The organism is Stenotrophomonas sp. CASM114 (assembly GCF_049384325.1).
In the GTDB taxonomy this organism is placed as follows: domain Bacteria; phylum Pseudomonadota; class Gammaproteobacteria; order Xanthomonadales; family Xanthomonadaceae; genus Stenotrophomonas; species Stenotrophomonas muris.
The window spans coordinates 237464-256494 of sequence record NZ_JBMRGJ010000002.1 but is presented as its reverse complement, the minus strand read 5'-3'; the positions used below and the strand labels follow the sequence as shown (position 1 = coordinate 256494).

At 68.4% G+C, this 19031-nt stretch carries 16 protein-coding genes and 1 pseudogene; 8 read left to right on the top strand and 9 right to left on the bottom strand.

Annotation, left to right across the window (positions count from 1 at the left end; genetic code table 11):
* Window positions 1-53: 53 nt before the first annotated feature.
* Window positions 54-731 carry a YggS family pyridoxal phosphate-dependent enzyme gene (locus VG566_RS03740; protein WP_032958502.1) on the top strand — a complete coding sequence of 226 codons (678 nt, stop codon included), beginning with the start codon at window positions 54-56 and terminating at the stop codon, window positions 729-731.
* An 18-nt stretch (window positions 732-749) separates the two neighbouring features.
* The gene (gene proC, locus VG566_RS03735) at window positions 750-1571 is read left to right on the top strand and encodes a pyrroline-5-carboxylate reductase (protein ID WP_241884076.1); all 822 of its coding nucleotides are present in this window, start codon (window positions 750-752) and stop codon (window positions 1569-1571) included.
* A gap of 59 nt (window positions 1572-1630) precedes the next feature.
* On the opposite strand, the gene VG566_RS03730 is transcribed toward proC, so the two are convergent.
* The gene (locus tag VG566_RS03730; protein WP_032958506.1) at window positions 1631-2506 is read right to left on the bottom strand and encodes a LysR family transcriptional regulator; all 876 of its coding nucleotides are present in this window, start codon (window positions 2504-2506) and stop codon (window positions 1631-1633) included.
* A gap of 71 nt (window positions 2507-2577) precedes the next feature.
* On the opposite strand from VG566_RS03730, the pseudogene VG566_RS03725 reads away from it, so the two are divergent.
* A pseudogene (locus VG566_RS03725) lies at window positions 2578-3207 on the top strand (short chain dehydrogenase); the annotation flags it as partial.
* A gap of 72 nt (window positions 3208-3279) precedes the next feature.
* On the opposite strand, the gene soxR reads toward VG566_RS03725, so the two are convergent.
* Window positions 3280-3714, bottom strand: coding sequence for a redox-sensitive transcriptional activator SoxR (soxR, locus tag VG566_RS03720; protein ID WP_021202603.1), 435 nt, complete (start codon window positions 3712-3714; stop codon window positions 3280-3282).
* Between the two features lie 29 nt (window positions 3715-3743).
* On the opposite strand from soxR, the gene VG566_RS03715 reads away from it, so the two are divergent.
* The gene (locus tag VG566_RS03715; RefSeq protein ID WP_241884075.1) at window positions 3744-5165 is read left to right on the top strand and encodes an MFS transporter; all 1422 of its coding nucleotides are present in this window, start codon (window positions 3744-3746) and stop codon (window positions 5163-5165) included.
* A gap of 87 nt (window positions 5166-5252) precedes the next feature.
* Here VG566_RS03715 and VG566_RS03710 read toward each other — a convergent pair whose 3' ends face one another.
* Window positions 5253-7274, bottom strand: coding sequence for an alpha/beta hydrolase (locus VG566_RS03710; protein ID WP_241884074.1), 2022 nt, complete (start codon window positions 7272-7274; stop codon window positions 5253-5255).
* Window positions 7274-8248, bottom strand: coding sequence for a DUF4105 domain-containing protein (locus VG566_RS03705; RefSeq protein WP_197561208.1), 975 nt, complete (start codon window positions 8246-8248; stop codon window positions 7274-7276). The genes VG566_RS03710 and VG566_RS03705 overlap by 1 nt, the downstream gene beginning before the upstream one ends.
* Window positions 8249-8419: 171 nt before the next feature.
* Between VG566_RS03705 and VG566_RS03700 the strand changes: the two genes are divergently transcribed.
* A complete protein-coding gene (locus VG566_RS03700) occupies window positions 8420-8824 on the top strand; it encodes a GFA family protein (protein ID WP_014646209.1) in 405 nt (134 codons plus the stop codon).
* A 278-nt stretch (window positions 8825-9102) separates the two neighbouring features.
* On the opposite strand, the gene VG566_RS03695 is transcribed toward VG566_RS03700, so the two are convergent.
* Window positions 9103-10620 carry an MFS transporter gene (locus tag VG566_RS03695; RefSeq protein WP_241884073.1) on the bottom strand — a complete coding sequence of 506 codons (1518 nt, stop codon included), beginning with the start codon at window positions 10618-10620 and terminating at the stop codon, window positions 9103-9105.
* Between the two features lie 106 nt (window positions 10621-10726).
* Here VG566_RS03695 and VG566_RS03690 point away from each other — a divergent pair, with 106 nt between their 5' ends.
* Entirely contained in the window at window positions 10727-11650 is a 924-nt protein-coding gene (locus tag VG566_RS03690; protein WP_049405071.1) for a LysR substrate-binding domain-containing protein, read from the top strand.
* 49 nt (window positions 11651-11699) lie between these two features.
* On the opposite strand, the gene VG566_RS03685 is transcribed toward VG566_RS03690, so the two are convergent.
* On the bottom strand, window positions 11700-12563 hold the full coding sequence (locus tag VG566_RS03685; protein WP_241884072.1) for a DMT family transporter: 864 nt from the start codon (window positions 12561-12563) through the stop codon (window positions 11700-11702).
* 133 nt (window positions 12564-12696) lie between these two features.
* Here VG566_RS03685 and VG566_RS03680 point away from each other — a divergent pair, with 133 nt between their 5' ends.
* Both VG566_RS03680 and VG566_RS03675 read left to right on the top strand, forming a co-directional pair.
* Window positions 12697-14076 (top strand): PLP-dependent aminotransferase family protein, encoded by a 1380-nt coding sequence (locus tag VG566_RS03680; protein WP_041863130.1) that lies wholly within the window; start codon window positions 12697-12699, stop codon window positions 14074-14076.
* Window positions 14077-14174: 98 nt separating this feature from the next.
* Complete coding sequence (locus tag VG566_RS03675) at window positions 14175-14849, top strand: class I SAM-dependent methyltransferase (RefSeq protein WP_241884071.1); 675 nt, start codon at window positions 14175-14177, stop codon at window positions 14847-14849.
* Window positions 14850-14852: 3 nt separating this feature from the next.
* Here the strand turns inward: VG566_RS03675 and smqnr are convergent, their stop codons facing one another.
* Genes smqnr through VG566_RS03660 form a run of 3 tightly spaced genes read right to left on the bottom strand, consistent with a single transcriptional unit; the run spans window position 14853 to window position 19031 of the window.
* Window positions 14853-15500 (bottom strand): SmQnr family pentapeptide repeat protein, encoded by a 648-nt coding sequence (gene smqnr, locus VG566_RS03670; protein ID WP_100449558.1) that lies wholly within the window; start codon window positions 15498-15500, stop codon window positions 14853-14855.
* Window positions 15501-15537: 37 nt separating this feature from the next.
* Window positions 15538-16740, bottom strand: coding sequence for a vWA domain-containing protein (locus VG566_RS03665; protein WP_049405055.1), 1203 nt, complete (start codon window positions 16738-16740; stop codon window positions 15538-15540).
* Window positions 16737-19031 carry a DUF5682 family protein gene (locus tag VG566_RS03660; RefSeq protein ID WP_049419215.1) on the bottom strand — a complete coding sequence of 765 codons (2295 nt, stop codon included), beginning with the start codon at window positions 19029-19031 and terminating at the stop codon, window positions 16737-16739. Before VG566_RS03660 ends, VG566_RS03665 begins: the two co-directional genes overlap by 4 nt.

The following is a 19031-nucleotide window of genomic DNA, read 5'->3' as shown; positions in this document are numbered from 1 at the left end:
AGGATCTTTCCCCGGGCGGCAGTATAGCCTCCTGATTCAACGGAACGCGTTACGTGGCCACTCCCCTGCCCCAGATCCTGAGCAACCTGCATGCCGCCGCCGAGGCGGCCGGCCGGCCTGATCCGCGCCTGCTGGCGGTTTCCAAGACCCAACCGGCCGAGGCCGTGGCCGCGCTGGCCGCGCAGGGCCAGCAGGCCTTCGGCGAGAACTATGTGCAGGAAGCGCTGGCGAAGATGCAGGCGCTGCAGCACCTGGCGCTGGAGTGGCACCTGATCGGCCACCTGCAGTCGAACAAGGCCGAGGCCGTGGCCACCCACTTCGATTGGGTGCAGAGCGTGGACCGGCCCAAGCTGGTAACGGCGCTGGCGCGCCATCGCCCGGCCGCGCGTGGTCCGCTGAATGTGCTGATCCAGGTCAACATCGACGATGAATCCAGCAAGCACGGCTGTGCGCCGGAGGATGTCGAGGTGCTGGCCGCTGCGATTGCCGCCGAGCCCACCCTGCGCCTGCGTGGCCTGATGGCGATTCCCGCGCCATGGCCCGAGGCGGAACGCCGTCGGGATGCGTTCGTGCGCATGCGCACACTTTTCCAGTCGCTGGCCGCCCAGCACGCGCAGGTCGACACGCTGTCGATGGGCATGAGCAGCGACTACGCCGACGCCATCGCCGAGGGCGCCACCCTGGTGCGCATCGGCACCGCCCTGTTCGGCGCGCGCCCGCGCCCGGCCTGATCTTGCAAGGAGAGTTTCATGGCAGCTGATTCCATCACCTTCATCGGCGGCGGCAACATGGCGCGCAGCCTGATCGCCGGCCTGATCCGCCAGGGCTTGCCCGCCGTACACATCCACGTGGCCGAACCGGTTGCAGCACTGCGCGAGTCGCTGGCCACCGATTTCGGCGTGCAGGTGCACGACAATGCCGCCGATGCCGCCGCACAGGGCCGCACCTGGCTGCTGGCGGTGAAGCCACAGGTGCTGCGCGAGGTCTGCCAGTCGCTGCAGGCACTGGCCCAGGCAAGCCGGCCACTGGTGGTGTCGATCGCCGCCGGCATCACCAGCGCGCAGCTGGAACGCTGGCTGGGCGGCAACCTGCCGGTAGTGCGTGCAATGCCCAACACGCCGGCCCTGCTCGGCGCCGGCGTGACCGGCCTGTATGCCACGCCGTCGGTGGATGCACAGCAGCGCTCGCAGGCCGAACAGGTATTGGCCAGTGCCGGCCGTACCGTGTGGATCGAGCGCGAGGCGCTGATGGATTCGGTTACTGCCGTGTCCGGCAGCGGGCCGGCCTACGTGTTCCTGCTGGCCGAAGCGATGGAAGCGGCGGGCATTGCCCAGGGCCTGCCGGCCGACGCCGCGCGCACGCTGGTGGTGCAGACCCTGCTGGGCGCCTCGCGCATGCTGGATGAAGCCGGCGAAAGCCCGGCCGAGCTTCGCCGCCGTGTGACCTCGCCGAACGGCACCACCCAGGCCGCGATCGAGAGCTTCCAGGCCGGAGGTTTCGAAGTGCTGGTGGACAACGCGCTGCGTGCTGCGCAGGTGCGCGGGCAGGAATTGTCTGCGGCGAATGATTGATCCCGATGTGTGCCGACCAACGGTCGGCACCTACCATCATCCACGCATGGCGTGGATGCTCATTGCCCCAATGTGGTCATGACGAAATCGACGAAGCACTGCAGCCGCGGGCGCGGGCGTCGATCGGGCAGGTAGATCAGGTGCATCGGTCGCGGTTCGGGCAGGTAGTCGCGCAGCAGCGGCTTCAACCGCCCGGCCGCGATCTCGCCGGCCAGCAGTGCGGTCGGCTGCAGCACCAACCCGGCCCCGGCCACGGCGGCTTCGCGCAGCGCGAACCCGTCGTTGCAGGTCAGCCGCGCCTCCCAATCCACCTGTTCACCGTTGGCCAACTGCCAGCCATGGCCACCACGCCAGGCAAGATGGCTCAGGCAATCATGCCCCTGCAGGTCCGCCGGCGTGCGTGGCGTGCCGCGCCTGCGCAGGTAAGACGGCGCCGCGCACAGGCTCATCGCATACGGCGGCAGCGGCCGCGCCACCACCTCCTGCGATGGCAACGGCCCGACCCGGATCGCCACGTCGAAGCCGTCCTCGATCAGGTCCACACGGCGGTTGCTCAGATCCAGTTCGATGTTCAACTGCGGCTGCGCGCGCAGCAGGCCGGCCAGCTGCGGCGCCAGCACGCAGCTGCCCCAGGTGGTCGGCGCACTGACCCGCAGCAGGCCACGCGGCTGTACCTGCAGACCGGCCACATCGGCCTCGGCCTGCTGCACCTGCTCCAGCACTTGCCGGCAGCCGGCCAGATAGGCGCTGCCGGCTTCGGTCAGGCGCTGGCGGCGGGTGTTCCGTTGCAGCAGCGCGGTACCCAGATGCGCCTCCAGCTGCTGGATGTACTTGCCCACCATCACCGCCGAGACCTGCAGCTGTTCGGCGGCGCCGGCGAAGCTGCCACGCTCGGCCACGGCAACGAAGGCCTGCATGCATCGAAGGGTATCCATTACTAATCCTTAGTTAGGAATCTGCGAATCATACGCCGCTTACCTAACCCCATTGTGAGGGCGCAGACTGCGCTCACTCCCTTACGCAAGGAACAGCCATGAAGATCCTCCTCGTTGGTGCCAGCGGCACCCTCGGCCAGGCAGTCGCCCGCCAGCTCGGCCAACAGCATCAGATTCTCGCCGCCGGCCGCAGCAGCGGCGAACTGCGCGTGGACCTGACCGATGACGCCAGCGTCGCCGAACTGTTCGCACGTACCGGCCCGGTCGATGCGGTGATTTCCACCGCCGGCAAGCTGCACTTCGGCCCGCTGCAGCAGATGACGCCGGCGCAGTTCAACCTCGGCCTGCAGGACAAATTGCTGGGCCAGGTGAGGCTGGCACTGGCCGCGCAGCATCATCTCAACAGCGGCGGCTCGATCACCCTGACCAGCGGCATCGTCAGCGCACAACCGATCCGCGACGGCGTCAACGCCACCTCGGTGAATGCCGCACTGGAAGGCTTCGTGCGCGCAGCCGCACTGGAGCTGCTGCCGCGCGGCCTGCGCATCAACGTGGTCAGCCCGAACGTACTGATCGAATCGATGGCCGCCTACGGCCCCTACTTCCCGGGCTTCGAGGCGGTAAGCGCACAGCGCGCGGCACTGGCCTTCCAGCGCGCGGTGGAAGGCATCCAGAGCGGCGAAACCATCACGGTATGGTAAGAAAAAGGGGACGGAGGGGATTAAGTCGCAAGTGCACAAACGACATAATCCCCTCCGTCCCCTTTTTGTCGCTCACTCCCAGCGCATCGGGCCGTCGCCGCGTTCGCCGAGGACGTCGCCGGGATTGGCCAGGCGGCAATGCTGCAGCGACAGGCAGCCACAACCGATGCAGCCGGTCAGTTCGTCGCGCAGCAGCTGCAGCATGTGGATGCGCTCTTCCAGCTCGGTGCGCCAGCGCGCGGACAGCCTGGCCCAATCCGCTTTGGTCGGTGCGCGGCCGTCAGGCAGGCTTTCGAAGGCACGGCCGACTGCTTCCAGCGGCATGCCCACCCGCTGCGCCACGCGGATCACCGCCAACCGGCGCAGCACGTCCCGGCTGTAACGACGTTGGTTGCCCGAGGTGCGCAGGCTGCTGATCAGCCCCTTGCGCTCGTAGAAATGCAGTGCGGAAACGGCCACGCCACTGCGCTGGGAGACCTCGCCAACGCTGAGTTCCTGGGATGCCATTGCTTGACCTCAACTACAGTTGAGGTGGCATGCTGCTACCTTCGCCGCCCGTTGACAAGCGCGGCCTGCACCTGACCCGTATGACCCCGACCCTCTCTCCCGCCGACACCCACCTGCCGGCTGACAGCTCGATCCTGTCCGCGCGCTACCGCGCCACGACCATCGGCATGGTCGCACTGGTCGCGCTGCACGCGTTCGAAGCACTGGCCGTCGCGGCCGCGATGCCCACCGTGGCCGAAGCACTCGATGGACTGCGCCTGTACGCGCTGGCCTTTGGCGGCACCCTGGCCACCAGTGTAATCGGCATGACCCTGGCCGGGCGCTGGGCCGATCGCCACGGCCCCGCGCGGCCACTCTGGTACGGCCTGGGCTGCTTCGTGCTGGGCCTGCTGCTGGCCGGCTTTGCGACGCGCATGGGCATGCTGGTGGCCGGGCGCCTGATGCAGGGCCTGGGCGCGGGCGCGATTTCGGTCTCGCTGTACGTGATGGTCGGCCGCAGCTACCCCGAACACCTGCGGCCGAAGGTGTTCGCGGCGTTCTCCGCAGGCTGGGTGGTGCCCTCGATGGTCGGCCCGGCGTTGAGTGGCCTGATGGTGCAGCACCTGGGCTGGCGCTGGGTATTCCTGGCAGTGCCACTGCTGGCGATACCGGCCGCACTGCTGCTGCGCCCGGCACTGGCGCGCATGCAACCTCCCGTTGCGGTCTGCAACGATGGCGAACGCAGCAACGTGGTGCGCTGGGCCTCTGGCGCCTCACTGGCCGCACTACTGCTCTACGTCGGCGGCCAGCAACAGGGCATGGCCGCCCTGCTCTGCATCGGCGTGGCGATGCTGGCGCTGCTGTTCTGCGTGCATCGGTTGCTGCCGGCCGGAACGTTGACCCTGCGCCGCGGGCTGCCCAGCGTGATCGCGCTGCGTGGCATTGCGGCGGCGGCGTTCTTCGCCTGCGAGGCCTATCTGCCCCTGCTGCTGCAGCGCGAGCGCGGGCTCTCTCCGAGTTGGGCCGGTGCGGTGCTCAGCCTGGGCGCCCTGGGCTGGTTCGCTGGCTCATGGCTGCAGGGTCACCAGCAGCGCGGCTGGTCACGCCAACAGCTGCTGCGCGCTGGCACGGCGATGATGACCGTGGGCATTGCCGCAACACTGGCGGTACTGTTCAGCGCGGTGCCGCTGCCGGTGTCGCTGGTCGGCTGGGCGATGACGGGCTTCGGCATGGGCATGATCTACGCCAGCCTGTCAGTGCTGACCCTGTCGCTGTCGGCGCCGCATGAGCAGGGCGCCAATACCTCTGCGCTGCAGCTGAGCGAGGCCCTGTCGGTGGCCACCGCGCTGGCGGCCTCCGGTGCACTGTTCGCCCTGTTCGTGGACAGTGCGCCGCACACCGGTTACCTGCTGTGCCTGGCCATCACCTTCGGCCTGGCGGTGATGGCCGCAGTGATCGCGCGGCGGGTGTAGCGCCGCCGGATTCTGGTAGTGCCGGCCGCTGGCCGGCAACCTCCGCGCACGCGGGAATCCGATGATGGCGACGGCCAGAGGCCGGCATTACCGTGTACCGGTCCCGACATCATCGATATCCCGATGCAGGATGCGGCGCACTTCCAGCACGGCCTGCGGGGTCTCCTGCACGCTGTGGCCGGAAATGATCACCTTCTCCGACAGCGCGCCCGGCAGGTGCGCGCTCCAGTACGGCACCAGCCCGTCATCGGACTTCTCCACCGGCAGCTCCGGCTTGCGCTGGGCGATGATCGAGTGGTACTTCAGGCCCGTTTCGATCGGCAGCTGTGCGGCGGCCTTCACGAACGGATCGCTGGCCTTGAGGTTGTCGATGCTGTTGGGAATCTTCGGCTTGGCGGTGCCGTCCTCCTGCTGCTCCGCCTGCGCCAATGCCAGGAACACATCTTCGAATTTGCCAAGGATGGTCAGCGGCAGGCGCACCAGCCGGCCCAGCAGGCGCCCGACCTTGTTGCCGGCGATGTCCGTGCCCTGGTGCGGCGCGGCGATGAAGATCGCGCGTTCCACGTTCGGCTGCGCCTTGAAATGCAGCAGTGGCCCCAGCTTGGCCTGCACCCGCTTCAGCCGCTCGCCCTTCAGGTCATAGTTGGCCAGCAGGTCATCCCACAGCACATCACCCGAGTCGCTCACCAGCAGCCGCGCGAGCACGCCGCCCATGCTGTGGCCGATGTAGACCATGTCCTTCGATGCGCGCGTGCTGCCGTTGGGGTCGAAGTGCTTGAGCGTGTCATTGAACGCGTTGGCGATCTCGTAGCGGTTCAGCGCGATCGGCGCGTTGGTCGGGTAGTAGACCTGCCACACCTGGAACTGCTGGCGCAGCTCGGGGTCGCCCATGATCTCGTTGGCCAGGTTCACCCAGGCTTCCGGGCTGCTGGCCAGGCCGTGCAGCATGAAGATGATGCGGCGGTTCGGGTCCCACGGCTGCATCAGGTAGATGTGCGGTTCGCCGATGCCCTCACTCATGCCGAACAGGGTGCGCAGTGACTGCCGGGCGAAGCCACTCTGCGCCAGCCACAGGCCGTAGGCAGCGGTGAAGTTGCCCGCCAGCGGCACCTGTTCGCCGTGCAGGGTGATGCGTTCGGTGGCCTCCGGCGAATAGGCGTCCAGTTCGACCCGGCGCGTGCGCATCACGTCTTCCAGGCTGCTGCCTTCGAAACGCAGCAGCGCGGTGACGTTGATCGAGGACATCTCGCTGAATTCCGGCACCGAATCGTCATGCCGATGGCGGCGGCCACGGCGCTCGTCGTCGGCATCATCCGCCGCTGTTTCCGCCTTCGGCCCATCGCCCGCGATCACCGGCGCGACCAGCTTGGGCGGGTCCATCACCATCACCAGCTCGGCACCGAAGCCATCGCGGCGATAGGTGCTGCGCAGGCCGACGAAGCTGACCGTGCCGGCCGGCACCAACTGCGCCGGAATGCTCTTCAGGTTCAACTGCTGGTAGTTGGAGGCCAGCGACCAGCTGCCGACCGAGATCGGCTTCGTATAGTCCTCGCCGGCCAGTGCCGCTGCACGCGCGCGCACGAACAGCACCACCGCCGCCTTCTCGGCGGCGTAGTTGTAGTAGTCGCGCACCTGCGTCTGCCGGTCCTCGAAGGCGCGGTCGGACGGCGAGCGGCCGCTGTAGAACAGGTAGGCATAGGCATAGCGCGCGGCTTCCAGCCAGGCATCCAGCGCCGCATCGCTCATCGGCGGATCGCCAGCGGCGGTCTTCTTCGGCGTCAGCGCCAGCGCGGCCTTCACCCACAGTTCGGACAGCGCCGACAGCCGCTGCTCGACGTTGAGGTCATCGGTCATCAACAACGTGCTGCGGCAGACCAGGAAGTCCTTCTCGCACTGCGACTCATCCAGGCCCGCCGCACTGAGCGTCTCGCGCGCGGCCGGGCTGAGCTTGCCGGTGTTGAGCACATCGGCGCGCTTGTTCACCAGCGAATCGCTGGACTTCACCTGCTTGACAGTCACCATCGCGCAGCCGCTGCTGCCCAGCAGCAGGAAGGCGGCGAACAACACCGGCAGCGCGCGCTGCCAGCGGATCAGGAAGAGTCGGGTCATTACTGCGGGTCCTGCTCGGTGCCGGGCACGCCCTGGCGGATCACGGTGGAGAAGTGGTCGCCGCTGCCCAGGTCCAGCGCACGCTGGGTGATGCGGCCCTTGTCATGCAGTTCGGCATAAGGCACGCCCGGCGTGAGCGCGCCGACCTCCTGTGCGTATTCGGCCAGGTAGCCGGACAGCAGCAGGCGGTAGTCCAGCGGCAGGCGCGGCGCGATGTGGCGGGCCAGATCGAAGACGATGGTGGTGCAGTTGCTGGTGAGCGTGTTGTAGAAGCCCGGCTTCGCATCCAGTTCGCGCGCCTGCGCGATGTACGCGGCGAACAGTTGCTTCAGTTGCGCCTGGTCCATGCCGTGCAGGCGGTACAGGTAGACATCCTCGCCACGCGCGTTGGTGCGGGTGCGGATGATGTCGGTCTCCTCCGCGGCCACCAGGGTCATCTCGAATTTGCGGAAGAAGCCGCCCAGCGCCGAGAACGATTCGCCGCGTTCCTTGCGGATCTCCAGCGAGAACACCACGTGGCGCCCATCCTCGAAACCGAACGAGATCAGGGTGTGGGCGATCGCCGGGCCCATCCAGTACGACAGCACCAGATCGGCCGAGCGGAGTTGGTCCAGGTCGTACGCGCGGCGCACCCAGTGCGCGTCGTAGTCGGTCTCGCTGCGCCAGGTGAAATCACGCACGTTGTCGAGCACCACGTGGCGCCCGTCGAAGGACACCACGTGCAGGCGCTGGGCCACGTCATCGGCCCAGACGCGGTCCTGGCGCGGGGTGAGCAGCAGCCACCACAGGCCGGCCAGCGCCAGCGACGCGCCGAACGCCATGCCCAGGCGACGATGGCCACGGCCACGCGCGACCTGCCACGACGCCCACAGCGCAACCAGCAGCCACAGCACCGCAATGCCATTGGCCAGCCAGCCCGGCCCCGGCACCTGATAGGCCAGCAGCCCGGTCACCCACAACGCTGCCAGCGCCATGGCACTTCCTGTCATCCAACGTCCTGCGGCTCTCACTGGCATCCTGTCGCGGTCCCGAAGCCGCATAGTTAGCCACAAGCGGGTTCACCGTGGCATCTACGGCCCGTTCAGGGACCGCGGCGCACCGTCTGCGGCGGTCCATGCGGCCAGGTTCACCTCACAGGAGCAACGATGGGCATCACTTCCGTGGCCGGCGTTCCGGTCCAACCCCAGCACCGCGCCACCTGCCACTGCGGCACGGTCGAGCTGTTGCTGGACCTCCCGGACGGCATCGTCGACCCGCGCCGCTGCGACTGCTCGATGTGCCGGCGCCGGGGTGCCATCGCCGCCAGCGTCCCCCGCCAGGGCCTGCAGGTGGTGCGCGGGCAGCATCACCTGCAGAAGTACCAGTTCAACACCCATGTGGCCGAGCACTACTTCTGCGGGGTGTGCGGCATCTACACCCATCACCGGCGCCGCTCCAACCCCGACCAGTACGGCTACAACGTGGCCTGCCTGGAGGGCATCGACCCGTTCGCGCTGGGGGTGATCCCGGTCAGCGACGGGGTCAACCACCCATCAGACCGCACCGGCTAGTGGCGCGTGCGCCGCGGTGGCGTGGCCACCTTCTGCCAGGGCGCCATGCCGCTGCGCCCGGCCCGCGCCGGGCGTTTCAGCCAGGGTCGGCGTGACGGTGCCTGTGGCGCGTCCTCGACCGGGGGAGGAAGCGGTCGACGGCTGGGCCAGAGATGGTCGAGCAGCCACATGGCGGGTCTCCGTGGGGGACGCGGACGATCAACACTAGGCCCGGGTGGGCATAGGCGGCGTGAGCGGGACACGACAACGGGATGACGGCGGAGGCGGCGATGAGCCTGCTACACCATGTCCCCGACCAAGGCACCTGTCCTTTTCCGCAGCAACAGGCGCAACACGGCGGCACAGGCGGCGGTCAGCAGCGCCAGTACACGCAGCAGTGTCGCCAGCGCCTCACTACTGGCGTGCTGCAGCTGCATGCGGCTCATCGTCGGTAGCAGTGCCTGCGCCTGTTCCCGCGCCCCCGTGGCCAGATAGGCACCGGCACGCACCAGCGATGCCGGCGACGCGCCCTGCAGCTGATGGCCGATCAGCAGCGCAAGCAAGGCAGTGACTGCGGCCAACGCGATGCCTTCGCCGGCCACCCGCACGGTTCCGAATATGCCTGCGGCCATGCCGGCACGTTGCACCGGTACCACGCTCACCGACAGTCCATCCATCAGCCCCCACGGCAAAGCCGTGCCTGCGCCGACCAGCATCAGCAGCGGCACCCACTGCGCGGGCGACGGGTGCGACGCCTGCCGCGACAACAGGTACAGGCCGGCGGCACACACCAGCAGACCCAGCGTGCACAATCGCGCGCTTCCCACGCGCTCCGCCCAACGCGCGGCCAGCATCGGCAGGAACAGCATCGGCGCGGACAGCGCCAGCATCTGCAGTCCCACCAGCGTCGCGCTCTGGCCATGCACGCCCAGCAGTTGCAGAGGTAACGCGACCAGCAGCACCACGTAGCCGAAGCAGGTCGCCACCGGCAGCAGCTGGACACCGAGGAACGCCGGTTGTGAGAACAGTGAGAGGTCCAGCAACGGTGAGGGGTGCCGCCGTTCGATGAAGACGAACACCCCGCCCAACAGCAGCGTCACCAGCAGCGCCAGCCGCACGCGCGCGGCATGCAGGCCGAACTCGCCCAGCCACAGCAGGGCCAGGGTCAACGCCGCCAGCGTCAGGCTGAAAATCAGCATGCCGCCGATATCCAGCGGTCGGCGCTCGCCATGACTTTCAGGCAACGCGCGTGCCCCCAGGCCGAAGGCCACCAACGTGAGCACACCGCCCGCGGCGAACACGCTGCGCCATCCCAATGTCTGCAGCAGCAGGCCCGCGAGCAGGGGCCCCAGCGCCAGCCCCATGCCGAACGTGGTGCCCAGCAGGGCGAAGACACGGGCACGCGCCGGCCCCTGCCAGGCCTGTGCCAGCAGCGCCGTGCCGGATGCCAGCGCCGCCGCCGCGGCAACGCCCTGCAACCCGCGCGCCAGATCCAGCCATAGCAGCGTGCGAGCAAGGCAGACGGCGGCGGTGGCGGTGGTGAAGCCCGCCGTGCCCAGCAGGAACAGCCGCCGACGGCCATATCGATCGGCCAAGCCACCCGCAGCGAGCAACAGACTGCCGAAGGTGAGCATGAAGGCGTTGGTCACCCAGGCCAGCGCGGTGGGCGATGCCGCCGCGGAACGGGCCAGCGCCGGCACCGCGACTGCACCGGCAGAGAAGGACAACGGCAACGCCAGCGCGGCCAGGCAGACCGCAAGCAGCGCCCAGCGCTGCTGCGCGCGGACAGGTACAGGGAGCATCGAATCCGGGGCCATGCGGGCCTCCATCCATCAGGGGCATTGATGATGGACAGGCCGCTATTCCAGAAAAACAGGCTCGGTGGATGTTGATTGCGGCCAGATGTTCCGCAATCATCCAAGCATGGACTCCATCTCCGCCCTGCTCGCCTTCGTCCGCACCGCGGAGGCCGGCAGCATTGTCGGTGCCGCCCGCGTACTCGGCCTGTCAGCCTCGGCCGTCGGCAAGCGCATCGCCCGGCTTGAACAGGAACTCGGCACGCGCCTGTTCCAGCGCACCACCCGCCGCGTGCATCTCACCGACGAAGGCGAACTGCTGCTGCAGCGCTGCCGGCGTGCACTGGACGAGCTTTCCGAAGCACAGGCGGACTTGGCGCAGCGACAGCACGCCCCCAGCGGGCTGCTGCGCATCGGCCTGCCCACCATCGGCTACCGCTTCCTGCTGCCGGTGCTGCCCGGCTTCCAGCAACGCTATCCGCAGGTGCAGCTGGAACTGGACTTCAACGACCGCATCGTCGATGTGGTCAGCGAAGGCCTGGATGCAGTGATACGCAGTGGCGAACTGGCCGATTCCAGCCTGACCGCACGGCGGCTGGGGGGTTTTCGTTTCATCCTCTGTGCGGCGCCGGGCTATCTGCAGATGCATGGAACGCCCGGCGATGTGGGCGACCTGCGCATGCATACCGCGCTGCGCTTCCGTTACCCCACCACGGGAAAGCTGCATCCGTGGCAGCTGCCCGGCATCGAAGGCGACGCCGGGGCGCGCCTTCCCACGGCGATGACCTGCAACAACATGGAAGCCGTGCTGGCCGCTGCGATCGGATGCATGGGCCTGGCCTGGATGCCTGACTTCCTCGCAGCCGACGCGCTGGCCGATGGCCGCCTGCAACAGGTGCTGCCCACACTGCCCACGCACCAGGGGCAGTTCTCGCTGCTGTGGCCCGGCGGGCGCCATCCCAGTGCACGCCTGCGGGTGTTCATCGACTACGCCGTTGCGCACCTTTTCCGCAGCCCCCCGGAAAAGGGGACGGAGGGGATTAAGTCGTAATTGGTCCTGCTGTGCCTGAAACGACTTAATCCCCTCCGTCCCCTTTTTCCTAGCGGCTGAAGCGGCGCGCGCCGGCGACGCAGATCACCGCGACCAGAGTCACCAGCACCATGCTGAGGCGGACCGACTCGTGCAGCAGCAGCGCGGCCAGGGCCAGGCCGAAGAACGGCTGCAGCAGCTGCAGCTGGCCGACGGCAGCGATGCCGCCCTGGGCCAGCCCGCGGTACCAGAACAGGAAGCCGATCAGCATGCTGAACACTGCCACGTAGCCCAGTGCCCACCACGCCGAGGCACCGACCGCGGTGAACGAGGCCGGGCGCATCAGCACCGTCAGCGGCAGCATCACCGGCAACGCCAGCAGCAGTGCCCAGCTGATCACCTGCCAGCCGCCCAGATGACGGGCGAGCCGACCACCTTCCGCGTAGCCCAGCCCGCACACTACGATCGCCGCCAGCATCAGCAGGTCGGCCTGCAACGAGGCTTCGATTCCGTTGCGCGCGGCATAGCCGACCACGCAGGCACTGCCCAGCAACGAGAACAGCCAGAACGCCGGGCGCGGCCGATCGCCACCGCGCAGCACGCCGAACACCGCTGTACTCAACGGCAGCAGGCCAAGGAACACGATGGTGTGCGCCGACGACGCGTGACGCAGCGCGAGCGCGGTCAGCAGCGGGAAGCCGACCACAACGCCGAGGCTGACCACCACCAGCCCCGGCAGGTCGCCGCGCCGCGGCCATGGCTGGCGCAGCAGAAGCAGCAGCCCCAGACCGAGCACCGCGGCGATGGTGGCGCGTGCGGCGGTGACGAACCCGGCATCCAGCTGCAGCACCGCCAGGCGGGTGGCCGGCAATGAGCCGGCGAAGATCACCACACCGATGAAGCCATTGATCCAACCACTCGCCGACCGTTCCACGCCTGTACTCCTGAAGGTGCCGGACGATGCCCGGCTGCACCTGTATGGAAGCATCCGGCGCGGAACGACCCCAGCTACAATCCAGTACAGCCGCAAGTAACTGTACTGCCCACACTTCCACTACGGTTCCACCATGCCGCGCCCGCTCACCCGCATCGAATCGGTCATCCAGACCGTCCGCACCCGCATCAGTGCACGGGTGGATGGCCCCGGCTCCCGCCTGCCTTCGGTACGTGCGCAGGCGGCGACCATGGGGGTTTCAGTCTCCACCGTGGTCGAGGCCTACGAGCGCCTGGCGGCCGAAGGCCTGATCAGTGCGCGCGCAGGCTCGGGCTTCTACGTCAGTGGCCCGGCCGCACCGCTGGCGCTGGCCGAAATGGAGCCGCGGCTGGATCGCGCGGTGGATCCGCTGTGGGTGTCACGGCAATCGCTGGAAACGCCCGCGGGCGATCTCAAGCCAGGGTGCGGCTGGATGCCCAGTGACTGGCTGTATCACGATGGCGTGCGCCGCGGCCTGCGCCGGCTGTCGCGTGCCGATGCCATGCAACTGGTGGACTACGCCGGTCCGCTCGGGCTGCCCGCGTTGCGCCAGCTGCTGCAAAGGCGCAGCGCCACGCTTGGCATCGATGCACCGATGGAGCAGATCCTGCTGACCGAATCCGGTACGCACGCGGTCGATCTGCTCTGCCGTTTCCTGCTCAAGCCCGGCGACTGCGTGCTGGTCGATGACCCGAGCTACTTCAATTACCACGCGCTGCTCAAGGCGCACCAGGTGCAGGCCATCGGCGTGCCGTACACGCACAGCGGCCCGGACCTGGAGGCGTTCGCGCAAGCCCTGCAGGCGCATTCGCCGCGGCTGTACATCACCAATTCCGGCCTGCACAACCCGACCGGCGCGGTGCTTTCGGCCAACACCGCGCACCGCCTGCTGGGCCTGGCCGAACGCAGCGAGTTGATCATCGTCGAGGACGACATCTTCGCCGACTTCGAACTGCAGCCGGCACCGCGGCTGGCCGCGCTCGATGGACTGTCACGGGTGATCCACGTCGGCAGTTTCTCCAAGACGCTGTCGGCAGCGTCGCGCTGCGGCTACATCGCTGCGCGCCACGACTGGATAGAAGCACTGACCGACCTGAAGCTGGCGACCAGCTTTGGCGGCGGCCATCTGGCCGCGCAGTTGATGCACATCGCGCTGACCGATAGCGGTTACCGCCGCCACATGCAGTCGATACGTTCGCGCCTGGCCGATGCACGCCGGCACACACTGCGGAAACTGCAGGCGCTGGGCATCACGCCGTGGCTGCAGCCGGAAGCCGGCCTGTTCCTGTGGTGCCAGCTGCCCGACGGCCGCGACGCCGCCGCACTGGCGCGGCAATGCCTGCGCGAGGGCATCGTGCTGGCGCCGGGCAACGCGTTCAGCCAGTCGCAGCGCGCGGCCGACTATCTGCGCTTCAACGTCTCGCAGTGCCAGGACCCGAGGATCTGGCAGGTGCTGGCGCGGGCGTTGCGCTGAGCTGGATGCAAGCCGGTCAGCGCAGGCAGGAGCGACCCGCGGCAAAGGCACTTGCATGCCACGGTACAGTGGTATGTCCCTGTTGCAGGAATGCACGCATGTCTTCGTTCTCCGATCCGCAGGCCGTTGCCCGCTATGCCGAGGGCCCGCTGCGCCAGGTGCCGGGCTTCCTCGCGTTGCAGCAGATGAGTCGCCTGCTGCTGGCCGAACACGTTCCTGCGCAGGGCCGCGTGCTGGTGCTGGGCGCCGGTGGCGGGCTGGAGCTGAAGGCATTTGCCGAGGCGCAGCCGGGCTGGCAGCTGCTGGGCGTGGACCCGGCTGCACCGATGCTGGCCCTGGCCGAACAGACACTGGGCCAGCTGATGTCGCGCGTGCAGTTGCTGGAAGGCTACATCGACGATGCCCCCGACGTGCGCTTCGATGGTGCCAGCTGCCTGCTGACCCTGCACTTCCTCGACGGCGCGCAGCGCCTGCACACGCTGCGGGAGCTGCACAGGCGCCAGCAGCCCGGCGCGCCGCTGGTGGTGGCCCACCACAGCGTGCCGCAGGATCCTGCCGGCAAGCTGCGCTGGTTGCAGCGCTACGCCGCGTTCGCCGAAGCCTCCGGCGTTGCCCACGCCGATGCACAGCGCGCGATCGACGCCATTGCCGAGCGGCTGCCGCTGCTGGCCCCCGAACAGGAGGTCGCCCTGCTGCAGGAGGCCGGCTTCGACGATGTGGAGCTGTTCTATGCGGGCTTCAGCTTCAAGGGCTGGGTGGCGTACGCCGGCTGATGCCTACGGCACCACCGTGATGCCGATGCGCTGCATCAACAGCGCCACCTGCTGGACATCCAGCGTGGCGCCACGCAGGTTGGTGCTGCGCAGGTCCAGCTCGCCCAGATCGGAATTGGTCAGGTCGCAGTCGGTGAAGTTGGCGCTGTTCCAGTCGATTCCCTCGAACTGGCCACCGGACAGGTCCGAGCCGGCAAAGCTGGCGCCGCTGACGTTTGCACCGTCCCAGCGGTTCTCCCACAGTTCGCATTTCTCCAGCGTGACCCGCGAGAAATTGGCATAGCGCAGGTTCGACTTCTTGATGAAGGCGCTGCAGAACCAGCTGCGCGTGGTGATCTGGTTCATGAAGCTGGCGTTGCTGAAATCCGCACCCTGCGCGCGGCACTCGCTGATCTCCAGGCCCAGCGCCTTGATGAAGTTGAAGTGGCACATGCTGATGTCGCAGCTGCGGAAGCTGGCCTCCTTCAATGTGGCGCCATTGAAGCGGCAGCCGCTGCGGCTGTCGGCATCGTAGAAGCTGCAGTTGATGAACTCGGTGGCGGTCAGGTCGGCACCGGAAAAATCGCACTCATGGAACTGCTGGTCGACCACTTTCTGGCCGGTGTACTGGTCGCCGGCAATACGCAGGCGGTGATGGACAGCGGGGGTCATGCGATGGAATCCAATCGGGTTCGGTCATTGCGCCGCGTCAGCGGCCACGGGTCGCCAGCAGGCCATTGGCGCCGGCCCACTGGTTGATGTCATCGCGTCGGATGGCAGCGGCCATCAGGCCGGGGAACGCATCGGGCGTGCAGGCGAACGAGGGTACGCCCAACGCGGCCAGCTTGCCTGCCAGCTGCTGGTCGTAGGACGGCGTACCTTCATCGCTCAGCGCCAGCAGCACGATGAACTGCACGCCCGACTCCACCAGCTCGTGCGCACGCGCCAGCAGCTTGTCCTCCACTCCACCTTCGTAAAGATCGGAAATCAGCACGAGGATCGCGCCATGTGGTTCGCGGATAAGCCCCTGGCAATAGCTCACCGCGCGATGGATGTCGGTGCCGCCGCCGAGCTGCACGCCAAACAGCAGATCGACCGGGTCATCCAGCTGCTCGCTCATGTCCACCACTTCGGTGTCGAACACCACCAGCCGCGTGGACACTGCCGGCAGCGAGGCCATCACCGCACCGAAGATGCTCGAATACACCACCGAAGCCGCCATCGAGCCGCTCTGGTCGATGCACAGCAGCACCTCGCGCTGCGGCTTGCGCGCCTTGCGCCCATAACCCACCAGTTCCTGTGGCACCACCGTGCGCAGTTCCGGCTGCCAGTGCCGCAGGTTACTGCGGATGGTGCGGTGCCAATCGATCTCGGCCAGGCGCGGCCGGCGGTTGCGGCGGGCACGGTCCAATGCACCGGTCACCGCCGAACGCATGGGCTCTTCCAGCCGCCGCAGCAGGTCGTCGACCACCGCGCGCACCACCATGCGCGCGGTGTCCTTGGTCTCCGCCGGGATGACCTGGCCCAGGCCGATCAGGTTGGCCACCAGGTGCACGTCCGGCTGCACCTGCTCCAGCATTTCCTTCTCCAGCAGCATCTGGGTCAGGTTGAGCCGCTGCAGGGCATCGCGCTGCATCACCTGCACCACCGAGGAAGGGAAGTAGCGGCGGATGTCGCCCAGCCAGCGCGCCACGTTCGGCGCCGATCCACCGCGCCCGCCGCGCCGGTTGAGGCCGCCCTGGCCCTCCGGTTCGTATAGCGCGGAGAGCGCCTGGTCGATGCCCTGCAGGGGCTTGGGCAGTGCGCCGCAGCTGCCATCGGCCTGCTGGCCCAGGATCAGCCGCCAGCGCTGTTCGCGCGTGGTGGGCAGCTGGCCCACTGTGTCATTGGACAGGTCGTCTGGCGTGCTCATCCGGCAATCCCCAACAGTTCGCGCAGCATCGGCAGCGCGCGCTCGGCGCGTGCCAGGTTCCAGTCCGGGGCTTCGCTGGCCACCGCCTTCGTCACAGTGGCCCGCGCAACCCGGGTGCCCAGGTCGCGGCGGTCAGCCGCCTCGAACGCGGCAAAGGTGCGCCGCACCAGCGGCAGCACGCGCACCAGCTGGGTTTCATCCAGGCTCACCACCCAGTCATCGATCATCCGCCACACCGCATCGTCATGCAGCAGCACGGTGGCGTTGCGGTTGAGAAAGCCATCCAGCCACTGCGCGGCCTGCAGCGGCTCGGCACCCGGCGAGAGTTGCTGCTGCAACTGGGTGTGCACGGTGCCGGCGTCCAGCGCGCCAGTATCGAACAGCAGGCGCAGGCTGACACCACGCAGCAGTGCCGTGCTGGCCTGCGACAGCGCGACCCGGCGCAGCGCCTGCCGCCACGCATCGCGGCCGTCGGCATCGTCGCGCAGGCTGATCGCCCGCTCGGCAGCCAGCACGACCTCGCGGGCCGCTTCCGCGCGTGCTTCGTCCAGTCCGGTCAGCGCCAGCGACAGGCCGATCACCGCGCGTTCCAGCATGCTGTCAAACAGGTGCGCGACCTGCACGCCCTCGGTCTGCCGCACGTTGCCATAGCGATGGATGTTGGCCAGCGGCGGCAGCGCGCCAAGCAGGGCCAGCGGATCGGCATCGGTGGCCGCGCGCGCTTCCAGTTCGGCCGCAATGGCCTGCACGGCCTGCGGCAGATCGGCCAGCAGCACCTGGTCGACCAGCTCGGACAACGCCGGCAGGTCAGCCGCTGCGCGTGCCTGGCTGACCGCCAGGTTCGACGCCGCATCCACCAGCGTCTGTCCATGGCGGCTGGCTTCCACCAGCGCCACCAGGAAATGCGGCTGCCAGGCCAGCTGCCAGAGTTCGTGGAAGGTGCCACGTGCAGCGTGGCCGGAGCGCGCCAACCGGCCCCATTCAATGCCCAGTAGGCGCAGGCGGTGCAGCAGGTGGCTGCGGGCCAGATCGTTGTCCTTGCGCAGGTCCAGGTCGAGGGTCTTTTCCAGTGCCTCGGGCTTCAGCCGCAGGCGCTTCTGCTGCGCTTCCAGGTCACGCTGCAGCGGTACCACCGGCACGCCGTCAGGCACCTGGCCCAGCGCATTGCCAATCAGCAGCTGCTCGCGGATCAACTGCATCGGCGCATCGTCGCCATTGCAGATGATGCTGCGGCTGGCCTCGCCGATCTCCTCAAGGCCAGGCGCCGGGCGCCCGCGCAGGGCCGCCAGGGTATCGGCCAGGCGTGTCGCCTCGATCAGATGCGCGGACGAACAGTCCAGGCCGTGTTCGCGCAGCAGGCGGCCCACCCGCGCATACCAGCCCACCGCACGCTGGCCATGCACCCCGGCATTGCGCCACAGGTGGTCGTACCAGCCCGGTGCATCGACACCGGCGCCGTAGCCGCTGCCTGCGCTCAGGTGGCGGTAGGTCCACGGCACCCACGTGCTCTGCGTTTTGCGCCGGCTCTGGCCCTTCAGCAGGCGGTTGTCGGCAGCCGCACTGTTGGCGCGCAGCGCCGCCGGCTGCAGCGCCGGCACGTGCCACGCGCCGCAGACCACGGCCACGCGGCTGAAGTTCTTGCTTGCCGCGCGCAGTGCCGTGCGCATGTGCGCCTCGCGCATCGCTTCCTGCTCGCCGCGGCGGCCGGGATAATCCAGGGTGTGTTCGCGCAGCGCGGTCATCGCTTCGGCAATCGCCTCGAACAGCCCCTGGCCATCGCCGCGTTCCTCCACCATGTGGTTCCACCAGGCCTCGCCATCGGCGTGGCCGGCGACCCGTGCCAGCCAGTCCAGCGGATCGGCCGGGCGCTCCTCGGCGGCCTCTTCGGCGGCGGCCTCAGCAGCATCGTCTGCCTCGGCATCCTCGGCATCCTCGTCCTGCGGCGGCGCCGGCCGCGCCTGCTCCAGCCACTCCAGCGACAACGCCGGTGGCACGTCCATGAAGCGCACCTCGACCGCATTGCGCGCGGCCCATTGCAGGGCCTGCCATTCCGGCGAGTACAGCGCGTACGGATGGAACACCGCCAGCTGCGGGTCGTCCACGCTGTAGGACAGCAGGGCCACGGGGGGCTGCATGGCCGCATCCAGCACGTGCGGCAACAGGTCCTCGGTACCGGCCGGACCCTCGATCAGCACGCAGTCCGGCTGCAACGCGTCCAGCGCGGCCAGCAGGCTGCGCGCGCAGCCCGGGCCGTGGTGACGGATGCCGAACAGGGAAGTCCCTTCACTCAT

Coding starts and splice junctions, on each gene's coding strand:
- proC (WP_241884076.1), top strand. CDS start 750: ATGGCAGCTGATTCCATCACCTTCATCGGCGGCGGCAACATGGCGCGC.
- VG566_RS03730 (WP_032958506.1), bottom strand. CDS start 2,506: ATGGATACCCTTCGATGCATGCAGGCCTTCGTTGCCGTGGCCGAGCGT.
- soxR (WP_021202603.1), bottom strand. CDS start 3,714: ATGGCATCCCAGGAACTCAGCGTTGGCGAGGTCTCCCAGCGCAGTGGC.
- VG566_RS03715 (WP_241884075.1), top strand. CDS start 3,744: ATGCTGCTACCTTCGCCGCCCGTTGACAAGCGCGGCCTGCACCTGACC.
- VG566_RS03710 (WP_241884074.1), bottom strand. CDS start 7,274: ATGACCCGACTCTTCCTGATCCGCTGGCAGCGCGCGCTGCCGGTGTTG.
- VG566_RS03705 (WP_197561208.1), bottom strand. CDS start 8,248: ATGGCGCTGGCAGCGTTGTGGGTGACCGGGCTGCTGGCCTATCAGGTG.
- VG566_RS03700 (WP_014646209.1), top strand. CDS start 8,420: ATGGGCATCACTTCCGTGGCCGGCGTTCCGGTCCAACCCCAGCACCGC.
- VG566_RS03695 (WP_241884073.1), bottom strand. CDS start 10,620: ATGGCCCCGGATTCGATGCTCCCTGTACCTGTCCGCGCGCAGCAGCGC.
- VG566_RS03690 (WP_049405071.1), top strand. CDS start 10,727: ATGGACTCCATCTCCGCCCTGCTCGCCTTCGTCCGCACCGCGGAGGCC.
- VG566_RS03680 (WP_041863130.1), top strand. CDS start 12,697: ATGCCGCGCCCGCTCACCCGCATCGAATCGGTCATCCAGACCGTCCGC.
- VG566_RS03675 (WP_241884071.1), top strand. CDS start 14,175: ATGTCTTCGTTCTCCGATCCGCAGGCCGTTGCCCGCTATGCCGAGGGC.
- smqnr (WP_100449558.1), bottom strand. CDS start 15,500: ATGACCCCCGCTGTCCATCACCGCCTGCGTATTGCCGGCGACCAGTAC.
- VG566_RS03665 (WP_049405055.1), bottom strand. CDS start 16,740: ATGAGCACGCCAGACGACCTGTCCAATGACACAGTGGGCCAGCTGCCC.
- VG566_RS03660 (WP_049419215.1), bottom strand. CDS start 19,031: ATGAGTGAAGGGACTTCCCTGTTCGGCATCCGTCACCACGGCCCGGGC.